At 61.1% G+C, this 15,050-nt stretch carries 13 protein-coding genes; 11 read left to right on the top strand and 2 right to left on the bottom strand.

Annotated elements, in window-relative coordinates; all coding sequences use genetic code 11:
- Window position 1: 1 nt before the first annotated feature.
- The 10 genes from A6D6_RS10080 to A6D6_RS10125 all read left to right on the top strand — a co-directional run bounded on the left by A6D6_RS10080 (window position 2) and on the right by A6D6_RS10125 (window position 11,837).
- On the top strand, window positions 2-1,999 hold the full coding sequence (locus A6D6_RS10080; RefSeq protein WP_159660657.1) for a TRAP transporter permease: 1,998 nt from the start codon (window positions 2-4) through the stop codon (window positions 1,997-1,999).
- A 204-nt stretch (window positions 2,000-2,203) separates the two neighbouring features.
- Window positions 2,204-3,190 carry an IclR family transcriptional regulator gene (locus A6D6_RS10085; protein ID WP_159660658.1) on the top strand — a complete coding sequence of 329 codons (987 nt, stop codon included), beginning with the start codon at window positions 2,204-2,206 and terminating at the stop codon, window positions 3,188-3,190.
- 46 nt (window positions 3,191-3,236) lie between these two features.
- Entirely contained in the window at window positions 3,237-4,391 is a 1,155-nt protein-coding gene (locus tag A6D6_RS10090; RefSeq protein WP_159660659.1) for an acyl-CoA dehydrogenase family protein, read from the top strand.
- A 38-nt stretch (window positions 4,392-4,429) separates the two neighbouring features.
- Window positions 4,430-5,392 (top strand): tripartite tricarboxylate transporter substrate binding protein, encoded by a 963-nt coding sequence (locus A6D6_RS10095; RefSeq protein WP_159660660.1) that lies wholly within the window; start codon window positions 4,430-4,432, stop codon window positions 5,390-5,392.
- A gap of 58 nt (window positions 5,393-5,450) precedes the next feature.
- Window positions 5,451-6,416, top strand: a complete 966-nt coding sequence (locus A6D6_RS10100) for a tripartite tricarboxylate transporter substrate binding protein (RefSeq protein ID WP_159660661.1) — start codon at window positions 5,451-5,453, stop codon at window positions 6,414-6,416.
- 2 nt (window positions 6,417-6,418) lie between these two features.
- A complete protein-coding gene (locus A6D6_RS10105; protein WP_159660662.1) occupies window positions 6,419-6,886 on the top strand; it encodes a tripartite tricarboxylate transporter TctB family protein in 468 nt (155 codons plus the stop codon).
- 42 nt (window positions 6,887-6,928) lie between these two features.
- Window positions 6,929-8,437 (top strand): tripartite tricarboxylate transporter permease, encoded by a 1,509-nt coding sequence (locus A6D6_RS10110; protein WP_159660663.1) that lies wholly within the window; start codon window positions 6,929-6,931, stop codon window positions 8,435-8,437.
- 72 nt (window positions 8,438-8,509) lie between these two features.
- Window positions 8,510-9,730, top strand: a complete 1,221-nt coding sequence (locus A6D6_RS10115) for a CaiB/BaiF CoA transferase family protein (RefSeq protein WP_159660664.1) — start codon at window positions 8,510-8,512, stop codon at window positions 9,728-9,730.
- A gap of 243 nt (window positions 9,731-9,973) precedes the next feature.
- A complete protein-coding gene (locus A6D6_RS10120) occupies window positions 9,974-10,582 on the top strand; it encodes an Abi-alpha family protein (RefSeq protein ID WP_159660665.1) in 609 nt (202 codons plus the stop codon).
- 1 nt (window position 10,583) lies between these two features.
- Window positions 10,584-11,837, top strand: a complete 1,254-nt coding sequence (locus A6D6_RS10125) for a DUF445 domain-containing protein (RefSeq protein WP_159660666.1) — start codon at window positions 10,584-10,586, stop codon at window positions 11,835-11,837.
- Between the two features lie 24 nt (window positions 11,838-11,861).
- Here A6D6_RS10125 and A6D6_RS10130 read toward each other — a convergent pair whose 3' ends face one another.
- On the bottom strand, window positions 11,862-12,512 hold the full coding sequence (locus tag A6D6_RS10130; protein ID WP_236564068.1) for an MBL fold metallo-hydrolase: 651 nt from the start codon (window positions 12,510-12,512) through the stop codon (window positions 11,862-11,864).
- A gap of 399 nt (window positions 12,513-12,911) precedes the next feature.
- Entirely contained in the window at window positions 12,912-13,334 is a 423-nt protein-coding gene (locus A6D6_RS10135) for a VOC family protein (protein ID WP_133492283.1), read from the bottom strand.
- Between the two features lie 169 nt (window positions 13,335-13,503).
- Between A6D6_RS10135 and A6D6_RS10140 the strand changes: the two genes are divergently transcribed.
- Window positions 13,504-14,964: an amidase gene (locus A6D6_RS10140; RefSeq protein WP_133492282.1), complete on the top strand. Its 1,461-nt coding sequence runs from the start codon at window positions 13,504-13,506 to the stop codon at window positions 14,962-14,964.
- The last annotated feature ends 86 nt before the right edge of the window (window positions 14,965-15,050 follow it).

Consider the following 15,050-nt stretch of genomic DNA (forward strand, 5'->3'; position numbering starts at 1 on the left):
GGTGAAATTCGAAGCGGAAACCGAACCCTCAAAGGGCCAGGTATCCGGTGTGCGGGACTTGCCGGGGCTGTGGCCCTGGCTGCCGCGGCTGGTCACCCTGGTTCTGACTCTTCTGACCCTGGATTACGTGCTTAATCTCGGGTTTTTCAAATTGGTCACCGCGCTGGAGAGCCAGTTTCTCTACACCGTGGTGGCGTTGATGTTACCTCTGGTCTTTATCCTTTGGCCGATCAGAACCGGCATCGCCTCCAAGCGTGTCCCCTGGTATGACGTGCTGCTGTTTTTGCTGGCGTTGGCGGTCTGTGGATACTTCGTCTACAACGCGGAGCGGATTCTCGATAACGGCTGGGAATACGCGGCACCGCAAACCGCCATGGTGATGAGTTTCCTGCTCTGGGCGATTGTGGTGGAGGCGGTGCGGCGCGCCGGTGGCTGGCCGCTGGCCTTGATATGTGGTCTCGCCAGTGTCTACCCGATAGTGGCGGACAAGATGCCGGGCCCGATTCAGGGCTTCCCATCGTCACCGGATCAGACCGCGATCTACCACGCCATGAGCCGGGAAAGCATGTTGGGGATTCCCTTGCAGGCGTTCGCCAACCTGGTGATCGGCTTCTTGCTGTTCGGTGTCGCGTTGCAAAAGACCGGTGGCGGCAAGTTCTTCATTAATCTGGCTTTCGCTCTGCTTGGCCATGTTCGTGGTGGTCCGGCCAAGGTGTCGATTTTTTCCAGTGGTCTGATGGGATCGATGAGCGGCAGTGTGATCACCAATGTGCTCACCACCGGCGTGCTGACCATCCCGGCCATGCGCCGGGTTGGCATTGGTCGGTCCTATGCGGCGGGCGTTGAGGCGTGCGCATCGACTGGTGGAGTGTTGATGCCACCGGTGATGGGGGCCACGGCGTTCGTGATGGCCAGCTTCCTGAATATTCCCTATGCCACCATCGCGCTGGCGGCGGTGGTGCCGTCGCTGCTGTTTTATCTGGGCCTGTTCGTGCAGATCGACGCTTACGCCGCGAAATATCAGTTGAAGGGATTGCCCCAGGAAGAGCTGCCGTCTTTGCGCCAGACCTTGAAGGAAGGATGGTATTTCATCTTTGTCTTCGTACTGCTGATTTGGATGCTGTTCTACTTGCGCCGTGAGGCTGTCGCACCGTTCTATGCCACCGCGCTGTTGCTGGTCATCAACCAGATCCTGCCGTATCACCGCTGGGGCTGGGCCGAGTGCAAGGACTTCTTTTCCAGCGCCGGCAAGCTGTTCGCCGAGCTGATCACGATCCTGGCCGGGGTCGGGTTGCTGGTGGGTGCTTTGTCGGTAACCGGCCTGTCCGGCACCATCGCCAACGACCTGATCTACATCGCTGGCGGTAATCCGCTGGTGTTGCTGATCATGGGGGCGGTGACCAGCTTCATTCTTGGTATCGGCATGACCGTGACCGCTGCTTATATCTTCCTTGCGGTGGCATTGGCTCCGGCTCTGGTACAGGGCGGCGGTATGAATCCGCTGGCGGTGCACTTGTTCATCCTCTATTGGGGCATGCTCAGTTTCATCACGCCGCCGGTGGCCTTGGGCGCCTTCGCGGCGGCCACCGTGGCCGGTGCGCGGCCGATGGAAACCGGCCTGAAGGCGATGCGACTGGGTAGCGTGATTTACTTCATCCCGTTCCTGTTCGTGCTCAACCCGGCGTTGATCCTGCAGGGCCAGTGGCAGGATGTGGTAATCGTGTTGTGCCAGGCCCTGGTGGGCGTGGTGCTGATCGCCGGCGCCATGCAGGGTTACCTGATCGGCATCGGAGACCTGACCGTGCATCGGGCATTGCAATGGCCAATCCGGGTGATGCTGGTGATCGGTGGTCTGGCCTTCGCCATCCCCGGTGGCGGCGCCATGCCGCTGGATCACGGCGAATTATTCATTCTCAGCCTTGCCCTGACTCTGCCAGCGCTGTTCGTCGCCTGGCTCCTGGTCCGCGGCGACCAGCGGGCGCGCCCTCACGGGGCGTGATCGTCCCTGTCACCGGGCCGTCCGGCCCGGTGATCCCTCCTCTGTGCTTCCCTTGCCGCCGCCGGTGAGCCTCTGAAAGCCGGCGTTTCGCCAATATGCACCTGATTTCATTTCTTTCTCCATGGTTTCAGACCGGCGGGTCACGGAGCTTGACGTCGGCTTTGTCTTTTTCTTAAATAGAAAAGACTTTCGGAGAAAGAAAAAATGGCGAAGAGCTACCAACTACAAACACTGGCCCGTGCTCTGGATGTCCTGGAACTATTGGAAAGGACCTCCAAGCCGATGTCTCTGACGGAGATCGCCGAGCTCCTGGGGGAAGCAACCGCCATTGTCTATCGGATCCTGCACACCCTCGAAAACAGGGGGTATCTCTACCGTCGCCCGGAGGACAAGCGGTACAGCTATACCGGCCGTTCCACCGGAGCCGGGGCGGTGTCCCGGGCGGTGGATTTGCTGCTGGCGGCGGCTGAAAACGTGCCCGGAGGGGCTTCGGCGGAGCAACTGGCCGGGCGAGTGGGACTGGACCCGAGAGTGGCTGAAGAGATTTTAATTCCGCTGAGAGAAAAAGGCTGGATCCAGCAGGAGAACGGCGGTGATCAGTGGCGCTTGTCCCATTCGGTGATGGCATTGAGCCGCCCTTTCCTGAATAGCGACGATGTGCTGGTACGCATCCGCCCCCTGATGGAGCGGCTCCATGCCGACACCGGGGAAACCGTGTCGCTGTTTCACCGGGCCGGTGACAACCAGGTGGTCACCTCTGTCCTGCCCAGCCCCCACCCGGTCCGCTATGCGTTGGATATGGGAAGCACCTTTCCGTTGTACCTGGGCGCCGGGGGCAAGGCGATGATGGCCTTCCTGCCCGAGCCCGAAGTGGAAGCGCTGATCAGGAATCACCAGATCACCGCGTTGACCCGCTATGTCCCCAAGACCGGTGTTTTACGTAAGGAACTCAAGTCCATTCACCAGAGAGGTTATGCCATTTCCAACGGCGAACGGGTGGAAGGCGCCAGCGCGGTGGCCGTGCCGGTGCTGCGCGGGGACGGTTATCCGGTCGCCGTGCTGGGTTTGATGATGCCCAGTTTCCGTACTTCGGATGGCGCACTGCATGCCCTCGGTGAGCGGCTGGTGGAGGAACTCAGCCGGCTGCGGATTCCTCCGGTCCGGCCGCGGAGCTCGTGCTCCAACGCCTGACCAGATTCAAAGTAATTGGCCGGGTAACCGGCATGAGGAGAACAACATGATTCGTGATCCGGAGAGCTTCCAGGTCTTCCTGAACGAAACGCGTCGCTGGGTGAAGGAAGTGGCGATACCGGCGGAGGGCTGTGTGGAAGCCGACGACCAGATCCCCGAGGACCTGGTCGGGCAGATGCGTGAGCTGGGTTTTTTTGGCTGGAGTATTCCAGAACAGTTTGGTGGTGCCGGCCTGACCACCGAGGAGTTGGTTCTGGCGGCGATGGAGTTATCCCAGTGCGCCACCGCCTTTCGGGCCCGGGTCGGGACCAACACCGGAATTGGCTCGGAGGCTCTGGTGGCCGATGGCACCGAAGAGCAAAAGGCCCGTTATCTGCCATTGCTGGCCAGCGGTGAGGTAACCGGGTGCTTCGCGCTGACCGAGCCGGAAGCCGGATCCCAGGCCACGGCCTTGCGGACCCGCGCGGTGCGCGACGGCGACGAGTACGTTGTTAACGGCTCGAAGTGTTTCATTACCAATGCGCCTATCGCCGGATTGTTCACGGTGATGGCGCGAACCGATCCGGAAGACCTGTCCGCCAAGGGCATCAGCGCTTTTATCGTCGAGGGCGACACACCGGGCCTGAGCGTGGGTAGGCCGTACAAAAAAATGGGCCAGGCCGGATCGCCGGTGTCGGAAGTGTATTTCCAGGATTGCCGGGTACCCGCGGCCAATCTGATCGGCGGGGTGGAAGGTAAAGGTTTCGTTACCGCCATGAAAGTGTTGAACAAACAACGCCTGCATTTGAGCGCTTTGTGTACCGGGCCGGCCATGCGCATGCGTGATGAAGCCCTGGCCCACGCATTGCAACGCCAGCAGTTCGGCCAGCCGATTGCGGAGTTCCAGTTGGTGCAGGCGATGATCGCCGACATTCAGACGGAGATTCACGCGGCCCGTGCTTTGATCCTGGAAACCGCTCGCAAGCGGGATAAGGGAGAGGACGTGAAGCTGGAGGCATCCATGTGTAAATACTTCGCGTCGGAAATGTGTGGCCGGGTAGCGGACAAGGCCGTACAGATCTTCGGCGGCGCCGGTTATGTGGCCGATTACAGCTGCATCGAAAGACTTTACCGCGATGCGCGGCTGTTCCGCCTGTACGAAGGCACCAGTCAGATTCATCAGCTGAATATCGCCAAGCTGACGTTGAGTGCCGCTTCTTGAAAACCTTTGACATTCATTGACCCGAAAGGAAAGACGATATGCTTACAACAATCATGCGTCGAATCCTGAGATTGTTGTTGCCGGTACTGATCGTGGCGGCAGCGACAGCATCCCAGGCCGCGAATTATCCCGAACGCCCCCTGACCGCCATGGTGCCGTTTCCCGCTGGCGGCAGTACCGATCTGATGGCTCGCGCCATTGCCAGGGAACTGACTGACTCTCTTGGAACCAATGTGGTGGTGGATAACCGCGCCGGCGGAGCCGGCACGGTGGGCATGGCCGCCCTGGCCCGCGCTCGCAAGGACGGCTACACCATCGGTGTGGTGCCGGCCGCGCCCCTGGTGAACCAGCCGCATATGCGTCGAACCCCTTATAGCCTCGAGTCCTTTGACTACATTTGTCAGTTCTTCCTCAGCCCGCAGGCGTTGGCGGTAAAGCCCCAGTCTCCATTCTCCAATCTTGACGAGATGGTGGCCTATGCCAAGGCACACCCCGGGGAGTTGACCTACGGAAGTCCGGGGCCGGGGTCCCTGCCTAATCTGTCCATGGAGCAATTCCTGGAAAAAGCAGGCGTACAGGTCACGCATGTGCCGTTCGCTGGAGACGGGCCGGGCGTCACCGCTTTGATCGGCGGACATGTGGATATGTATATGACCATGTCCAACGTGATCGCCGATCGGGAATTGAAGGCCATTGGTATTTTCAGCGAGGCGGCACTGGACACCTTGCCCGGCGTGAAAACGGCGATCAACCAGGGCTACGACCTGACGGCTTCCTGGTGGGGAGGTGTGATCGCGCCCAAGGGCATCCCCGATGAGGCCCGGAACATCCTGGAACAAGCCTGTAAAACCGCCACCGAATCCGAACGCCTTGATGAGGTCCTGGGACGACTGGGAACCCAGGCTGCTTACCTCGGCTCGGATGATTTCCTCAAGCAAGTAAATCGTATCTCGGAAACCAACGGACGGTTGATCGAAAAAGTGCTTAAAAAGTCACAGTAGTCCGATGGCGTCGGCTATCGGAACCACACAGTGCTTATCTGATATTCGGGAGAACAACATGAAGATAACAAAATCTCTGTCTCTTGCCATGACGGTCGCCTTGCCGGCGCTGCTGGCTTCTTCGTTGTCATTGGCGGAGGATTTTCCTGTCCGGCCGATAACGGAAATCGTTCCTTATCCCGCTGGTGGTAGCACCGACCTATCGGGCCGGGCTTTCGCGGAGGCTTTGTCGGATTATTTCGGCGTCAATGTGGTTGCCGATAATCGCTCCGGTGGCGGCGGCAGCGTCGGTATCAGCGCTCTCGCCCGCGCTCGGGCGGACGGCTACACCATCGGTGTGGCCCCGGTGGGCACCATCGCCAATCAGCCACACATGCACCGCACGCCTTACAGCGCCGAATCTTTCGATTACCTGTGTCAGTTTTACTATGGCCCCGAAGTCCTGGTCGTGAAACCGGACTCGCCATTCGGCACCCTGGAGGAGGTGATCGACTACGCCAAAGCTCATCCGGGAAAACTGTCTTTCGGAACACCTGGGCCGGGAACCTTGCCACACCTGGACATGCTCAGATTACAGCAGATCACGGGGATTGAACTGACCCATGTTCCCTTTGCCGGTGACGGTCCGGGGCTGACTGCTCTGATGGGTGGGCATGTGGATTTGTACATGGCGTTGCCAAACACGGTTACCGATCGGAACCTTGATGCGGTGGCGATATTCAGTGAGGAGCCGATGGCCTCTCTGCCGGGAATCAAAACGGTGAAGGCGCAGGGCTACGATATGACCGCTTCCGTTTCCGGCGGCCTGGTGGCCCCCAAAGGGCTGCCGTCCGCTATCAAACAGAAACTGGTGGAGGGCTGCGAGCAGGCCACCAAGTCCGAGGAACTGAAAACGGTATTGGGGCGTGTCGGTTTCGAGGCCCGTTATCTGGGCCCGGACGAGTTCCGCCAACTGGTGGAGCAGACGTCCGAGGTGAATGGCCGCCTGATCAAGGAAGTGATCAAGAAAGACGGGAGCCGGTAATCATGAAAGCGCGCGTTCTGGACGCCGGCTATGGCGTTGCCGTACTGGTCGCGGCGCTGACGGTGTATTTCGCCGGTGGCGGTGACGACACCGTGCACCACGTCGCCAATGATCCGTTCTGGTATCCGAAGGTGCTGCTGATATTGATCGGCGTGTGCTCGCTATGGTTGCTGGTGAAAAGCGCGCTCGGTCGATCAGGGACGCCGCCCTCCAGTCTCCAGTGGCGGGCCCTGGCGGCAACGGTGGTGATCAGTGGTGCTTACCTGCTGGCCTATGAGGCGCTGGGCTTCGTGCCCAGCACCTTGGTCCTGATGCTGGTAATGAGTGGGGTGCTGGGATTCCGGCACCCACTATGGCTGGTGGTGATATCGGTGTTGTTTACCGCGGTGATCTGGTACGGCTTCGCCGATTTGCTGAATCGGACGCCTCCGGGACCGGCGCTGCCTTCAGTTCCCTCACTGTTCCAATAATTCTTCCAAAAAATACATACCGGATAACCGGAGGCTATCGAGATGGATGCCTTTTTAAGCGCCCTCAGTATGCTCACAGCGGTGGATGCCCTGCTGGCCGTGGTGGCCGGCACGCTGGTTGGTATCATCATCGGCGCCTTGCCAGGCCTGGGGTCGTTACTCGCGATCACCATGGCTTTGCCGCTGACGTTTGTTCTCGGGCAAGGGGCAAGCATTGCCTTGTTGCTCGGCATTTATTGTGGATCAATCTACGGCGGTTCGCTGTCGGCGATTCTCATCAATACACCCGGCACGCCACAGTCCGCGGCGACGGTGCTGGATGGTTTTCCCATGGCCCGGCGCGGTGACGCCGGTCTGGCGCTGGGCTGGTCGACCACGGCGTCCGCTTTTGGTGGCATCCTGGCCACGATCATTCTGGCGGTGGCTTCGCCGTTGCTGGCCAAGATCGGGATTCGTTTCGGCCCGGTTGAATACTTCGCGCTGGGGCTGTTCGCGTTGACCTGTATCGTTACGGTGTCGCGGGACAACCTGGTGAAAGGGCTGCTCGCCGGTCTGCTGGGTTTGTTCGTGGCGGTGGTTGGCCAGGACCCGGTGACCGGTTACCTGCGTTACGATTTCGGTGTTTTCGACCTTTCCGCCGGCATCGGTCTGGTGCCGTTTCTGGTTGGCCTTTTCGCCCTGTCCGAGGTGTTCTGGCGCGCCGCGGAGAAAAAGGACGAGATAGGGCCTGTCATCCGCTCCGCCTTCCAGTTGCCCGGGCTGGCGGAGCTACGGCGCCGGGCCATGGTGCTGGTCAAATCCTCGTTGATCGGTACCTGGATCGGGACGCTGCCGGGCGTGGGAGCGGCTTCCGCTTCCATGGTCAGCTACGCCGAAGCCAAGCGAAGTTCACCGAACAAAGACAAGTTCGGTACCGGGGAACCGGATGGCCTGATTGCCTCCGAGGCGGCCAATAACGCGGTCAGCTCGGGCGCCATGGTGCCGACCTTGTCCCTCGGCGTGCCTGGTGACCCGATTACCGCGGTGATGCTCGGTGCGCTCGTGCTGCAGGGTGTCACGCCGGGACCCCGGCTGTTTCTGGAAAACCAGTCGCTGGTGCTGTTCATCTTCATGATGCTGTTCGTGGCGAATATCTGCATGTTCCTCGGCGGGATGCTGATGTCGCCTTTGTTTTCCAGGATCCTGCGCCTCCCCGAGCCGTTGCTGATGGCCTGCGTGGTGGTGCTGGTCGCCACCGGTACCTACAGCATCAATGCCAACCCTTTTGATTTGCTGGTGGTGTTGATCGCCGGGATCGCCGGTTTCCTGTTGCGCTACAACGGTTTCCCTCTGGCGCCCATGGTGATTGGTTTCGTGCTGAGCCCCATGATCGAACAAAGCCTGAGGCAGGGCCTGATTCTGAATCAGGGCAGCTTCATCGCGTTCGCCACCAGTCCAATCGCCGCGGTGCTGTTTGCGCTGACCGCGCTGTTTTTGCTGTGGCCGGTGATCCGGCTTGTTCAGCGACGGCTGCGACCAGAGCGGCGGCGCCGGCCATCCTCCGATTACTGATCCGCGGGTTACCGCGGGATTGGCATCAACATTAAATTCGAACTCATCAGGAAGAGCAGGGAGATGAAGGTTATGGCGGAGAGTAAAAAGGCTCTGGATGGCGTCCGGGTAGTGGAATTCGGCCAGTTCATCGCCGGCCCCGGGGCCACGCAGATTTTGGCGGATCTGGGTGCCGACGTGATCAAGATTGAAAGTTTCAACGGCGATAACAGCCGGAAGTTCGGTGTCAGTGAAAAGAGCGGTTATCGCAGTGGCATGTTCATGGCCTATAACCGTGGCAAGAAATCCATAACGCTGGATCTGCGCAACCCCGAAGGCGTGGAGATTGCCCGCAAGCTGGCCCTGCGGGCCGATGTGGTGGTGCAAAACACCCGCGTGGGTGTGATGGAAAGCATTGGTCTGGACGCGGCCACGCTACGCGCCGAAAAACCTGGACTGATCCATGCTTCTATTTCCGGATTCGGCACTGGCGGTCCTTCCCGGGAACGCCCCGGTCTGGATATCGCCGCGCAAGCGGAAAGCGGCATGATGTCGCTCACCGGTGAGCCGGGAGGCACACCACTGAAAACCGGGTTTGCCGTGGTTGACGCGGCCACCGCCACGGCCACCGCCAACGCCGTTCTCGCCGCTTTGTTCCGCTGTGCCCGGACCGGCGAGGGGGAAACCATCGAGGCCTCTCTGCTGGCCACGGCAATCGGATTGCAGTCACAGATCTGGGCGGAATACGCCTGCTCCGGCGCCTTGCCGCAACGGGTCGGCAATGCTCAGCCGCTGGTGGCGCCGGCGGCGGATTTGATCACCGTGCAGGACGGTTACATCGTTATCTCCGCCTATATGGAGGATCACTGGCAACGACTCTGCCGCGCCGTGGAACTGCCGGATCTGGCAAAGGACGAGCGCTTCGCCACCAGCAACGACCGTGTCAGAAACCGGCCGGCGATGATCGACATTCTGAGCACCGCCCTGGGCGGCTACACGGGCGAAGAAGCGCGTGCCCAACTGGAAAATTCCGGCGTGGTGTGCGGGGTGGTGAGGGACTACCGCCAGGTCCGGGCCAGTGCCGATGTGGAGGCGACCGGCATCTTCAAACGTGTGCACGACGGCCGGGGTGGTGAGGTGGAGATCCCCGGACTGCCTTTCACTTTCGCCGGCACCGGTGAGGTGGAGAAACCGTATACGTTGCCGGAACTGGGGGAGCATACTCTTGAGGTTCTGGCGCAGGCCGGTTTCACGCCAGAACAATGCCAGGCGCTCCTGGAACGGAAGGTGATCTCGGCGGGCAATGCCGGATAGTATCCCGGGGACTGTCGCGGCCGGGCTCCTTCCGCCCTGGAACCTGGCCGCATAAAAAACGCAACGTGCTGTCACCTGTCTGCTGTGGACAGTTTCCGATGAATTGGGTATTGCTGAATCCATAACCGAGTCGGGTCACCGTCAGCCACGGGCGCCGGGGAACCCGAAGAATCACGACAAGAATAAGGATGCAGCAACTTGCCGAACCGGTCCGAGCCTCAGCCCCCGGTGGGAGCCCGCGTATTGGCGATACTGCGGCGTCTGCCGCCGATACGCCGCGCCGAAGCCCGCTTTCAGCACGTGGAAGAAGAGGTGCTCCGTGGTCTCAGGGAACGTATGGATGCTCTGGATCCGGCTGCCTCCCATCATGCCGAAGCCTTCCAGAATCGTCTGACCATCAGCCTGGAACAGGATACCGACACCCTGGAGATGGAGATCGTCCAGGGCCTTGCCGGTCATTTGGTTTCCGATGAATGGCGCCTGTTGGCGGCGCTGTCCGACGGCTCCGGTTATCCGTTGCTGACTCTGCGTCGTGCCCGCTGGCGTGACAGTGGGGAAGCGCTGCACCGCTATTCCAGTATCGGCCGCAGCGCCGGCGTGTATGCCCAGGAATACGTGCCGTTGTATCTGGCCCGGCTGATCAATAACGGTCTGGCGGCGGCGTTGCCGGAACGGGCGGCGCTGCGCATGGATTATGAGTTGTGCGAGGGCGATGCCACGTTCCGCGAGGCCCAGCGCCGCTGGGGCGGGGAGCGGCCGCCATTGAAGGTCCGCCGGGAAACCTTGGTGATCAGTCCCGCTGGTCAGCGCCTCTGGGACACGGTGATGCAACTGGGTGAGGAGGAACGGTGAGATGGACTGGTCTTTGATTCTCGCCGATGTGCGCGCCAATTGGATTCTCTACCTTTCCATGCCGGTGGTGGCGGCCTTGATCGGCTATGTCACCAAGCTGGTGGCGATCCGCATGATGTTCCAGCCACTGGAATTTGTTGGCAAACCGCCGTTGCTGGGCTGGCAGGGGATCGTGCCGCGCCGGGCCGCCACCATGGCCAGCATTGCCTGTGATCTGATGATGGAGCGGCTGCTGAAACCGGAGGATGTGTTCGACCGTCTGGACCCGCAACGGGTGGCGGCGGAAATCCGCGATCCGCTCATCGACGTGGTGGAGGACATTACCCGCGAGGTGGCTTCGGAGTACCAGCCCGGTCTGTGGGAGACCCTGCCCGAAGGGATCAAGCGAAGAGTCATCCAGCGCATCCAAAAAGAAGCGCCACACATGGTCGAGCAGATCATGGAGGACATCAAATCCAATATCCATCGGGTGTTCGACCTCAAACACATGGTGGTGAACGCGCTGGTGCGGGACAAGGAGCTGCTTAACCGGGTGTTCCTGGAAGCGGGGCATGTGGAGTTCAAATTCATTGCCCGGTCCGGCATCTATTTCGGATTCGCCATCGGTTGCGTTCAGGCGGTGGTCTGGGCCCTGACTCATAATGTCTGGGTGATTCCCCTGTTCGGTTTGTTCACCGGCTGGTTCACCGACTGGCTGGCATTGAAGATGATCTTCAACCCGAAACAGCCAGTGCGTTACTTCGGTATTTTCGAATGGCAGGGGCTGTTTCTACGCCGGCGCAAGCAGGTGGCGGCCCGTTATGGTGAACTGGTGGCTCAGGAAATCGTCACCCCGCAGGCGATCATCGAGGAAATCCTCAAGGGGCCGTTGTCGGACCGCCTGTTCGTGCTGGTTCAGCGGCAGGTGCAACGCACCCTGGATGAACAGGCCGGGCTGGCCAAGCCGCTGGTGGTCTTCGCGGTGGGGACCAGCCGCTACCAGCAGATGAAAAAGGCGGTGTCGGAGAAAGTGATGGCGGCCTTGCCGGAGGCGCTTGGCCATGTGGAAGAATACGCCCAGGAGGCCATGGACCTGAAGAATCTGCTGGTCACCAAGATGCAGGAATTGACCGAAGATGAGTTCGAAGGACTGTTACGCCCCGCTTTCCAGCAGGACGAATGGATTCTGATCGCGGTCGGAGCCCTGCTGGGGTTCCTGGTGGGGGAAGCCCAGGTGCATGTCATGCTGCATTTCGCGGTGATGCCGGGGGGATAGCCGGCATGATCTCACGGCGGGGCTCTAATCCACCGCGCCGTCCTTTAATGGGGCCAGCGCCTCGTCCACGCAGCCTTGCCAGCTTGTCGCGTCCTCGAAGCGGCGATAGCCGCCACCGGCGCCGAAAGCGCTGGAGATCACCAGATCCGGAGACAAGGTGCGCAGGAAATGCAGACTCTCGATCAGCGCCTCCCGGTCGCTCATCGACGGCAGGAAACCATTGCGGCCCTGGCCACCTTCGTCGAAGTACAACGTATCGCCGGTGAACAGGTAGCGGTCGCCAGTGGGGGATTGCACCAGGAAACAAGTACTGCCGGGAGTGTGCCCGGGGGTGGGCAGGATTTCGATATCGCGCGGATGGTGCTCCCGTTGTGCCAGCACCACATCCACCGGGCAGTATTTTTCAATGTCCTCCAGCTCGCTCCGGTGCCCGCACAACTGACTGTTGAAACGGGTCCGGATCACTGCCAGGCTGGCGCCGACTTCGTCGCGGTGGCTCAGATACTGGCGATGCACGCCGCCGTGATCGGCGAACGCGGATAACTCATCATCATGACTGGTGTTGTAGAACAACACATTCCCCGCCGGATGGGCGTAGAAATAGGCGTGGGTTTGCAAGCCGGGAGCCGGGTATTCCGGTTCGGTCTCCCACAGGTCCTTGGCGACTTGTTTCATGGTGGCGCTCCAGGAGTTGGCATGGGTGCCCATGCTAGAGCCTGTTCGTGGTTTTTACACCACCGCGCCGGAGTTTATTTTGTCGTCAGGTCGTGATTTCGATTGTGCGGTGTAGTCATTCTACATAAACAAGCGTAATCGCGCCCTGACGGCACTCTCCACCTAAAGAAAGTGGACCCGGCCCTTCGGGTTGCGCTGGAAAAACCGCCAGACGCCACCGCGGCCTTTGACTTTGGACCCACCAGAGCCTTCAGTCCGCAGTGGCGTCTGGCGGCTTTTCCAGCGGCAACGCGGTGGTGTAAAAACTATGAACAGGCTCTCGACCTCAACCACCGTGGAGGGCAACCCTTCGACACTGAAGATGTGACGTTGCTTTGGATCACCAGTGTCCCGCGGTCCTTACCAGCTGCCGGTGTTCTCCATGGAGGCCCAGGGCTCCCGCGCGGGCAGGGCATCGCCCTTCTGCAGCAATTCCACGGAAATCAGATCCGGTGAACGGACGAACGCCATGTGGCCGTCCCGGGGCGGGCGGTTGATGGTGTAGCCCATGTCCTGGAGGTGTTGGCATAACGCATAAATGTCATCCACCCGGAAGGCCAGGTGGCCGAAGTTGCGCGCCGAGCCCATGTTCTCTTCCGGGTCCCAGTTCCAGGTCAATTCGACTTCCGCTTCCGGGCTTTCCGGCGCGGCCAGGAACACCAGGGTGAAACGCCCGGCGGGCACGTCCTTGCGGCGGACTTCCTTCAGTCCCAGTCCCTCGCAATAGAAACGCAGGGAAGCATCCAGGTCAGTGACGCGGACCATGGTGTGCAGGTATTTCATTGGGTGGTCTCCGTGGATCAGGACACTTTGGCGGGCGGCCCATTTTGTCACGGCGGTCTCGCGGGCTCCAGGAAAGAGCACGGGGGGCATCGCTTGACCCGGCGGCATGAAGGGGGTTCGATTATGAAAATGAAACCAAATTCCACAACAAAGGTAAGGAGAAGCTGTGATGGCGTTGCATCGTCTGAGCACCACCGAACTGGCCCGGCGTATCCGTGAGGGCGAACTGACCGCCAGCGAGGCGCTGGAATACTTTATCGCTCGTGTGGAGAAGCTGGATCCGCCGCTTAATGCGGTGGTGGTGCGGCGTTTTGACGAGGCGCGGCAGCGGGCACGGGAGGCGGATGAGGCGCTGGCCCGGGGCGAACACTGGGGCCTGCTGCACGGGGTGCCGATGACGGTGAAGGAAACGTTCGAGGTGGCCGGCTGGCCCACCACCGCCGGGGTGACGGATCTGTCCGGCCATATCCCGCGACAGGATGCCGATGCCATTGAGCGGTTGCGCGCCGCCGGCGCGGTGCTGTTCGGCAAGACCAACGTGCCGGCCTACGCCGGTGATCTGCAGAGCTTCAACGAGATCCATGGCACCACCAACAATCCGTGGAATCCGGAATTGACCCCGGGCGGGTCCTCCGGCGGTGCCGCCGCCGCGCTGGCCGCCGGCATGACGCCGCTGGAACTGGGCAGTGATATCGGCGGCTCCATTCGTACTCCGGCGGCGTTCTGCGGTGTGGCCGGTCTGAAGCCGAGCTGGCGATTGATTCCCACTCGAGGTCATATCCCTGGGCCACCGGGTTCCCTGTCCACCCGGGATATCTCCGTGGCCGGTCCGATGTCACGGCATGTGGAGGATCTGGAACTGGCCATGGACATTCTGGCCGGACCGGACCAGGACGAAGGTGTCGGCTGGCGTCTGGCGTTGCCGGAACCACGCCATGACCGGCTGGAGGCATTCCGGGTGGCGGCCTGGCTGGATGACCCCCGCTGCCCGGTGGATCGGCGTATCGTCGAGGCCCTGGAGCAATTGACCGGACAATTGGAGCAATGGGGTGTGATGGTGGACCGCGATGCGCGGCCCGAGGGGATCGGCCTCTCCGAGGCATACGATGTTTACTATCAGTTACTTGCTGGCACCATGGGGGTGGGGTTGCCGCCGTCGCTGTACCAGCAGATGGAAGAAGGGGCCGCCGAGGCCGCTCCGGATGATCAGGGCTACCGGGCCCGTTTCGCTCGCGGCACCACGCAGAGTCATGCGGACTGGCTGCGCGCCAATGAGCGGCGGACGGTGATGCGGCGTCAATGGCGCCGCTTCTTCCAGGACCACGACGTGTTGCTGTGTCCGGTGGTACAGACGCTGCCGTTCAGCCACCGGCAGACGCCGGGCCCGGATCAGCGTACGCTGACCGTGAACGGAGTGGACCAGCCTTATATGGATATCCTGGTCTGGGTGGGGCTGGCCGGGGCGGTCTACTTGCCGGCGGCGACGTTGCCCATCGGCGTTTCCGCGGAGGGGCTGCCGCTGGCCGTGCAGATCATCGGCCCTTACCTGGAGGACCGCACCGTGCTGCGTTTCGCCCGTTTGCTGCAGGATCGGCTGGAAGCCTTGCCGGAACCGCCCTTGGGCGGCTGACCGGGCCCGCAGCGGAAGAAATGTGACCCAGAGCCCATCTGGGATCTTTACGCCTCCGCGCCGGAGTTCATTTTGTCGTCAGGTCG

The organism is Alcanivorax xiamenensis (genome assembly GCF_009846745.1).
In the GTDB taxonomy this organism is placed as follows: domain Bacteria; phylum Pseudomonadota; class Gammaproteobacteria; order Pseudomonadales; family Alcanivoracaceae; genus Alloalcanivorax; species Alloalcanivorax xiamenensis.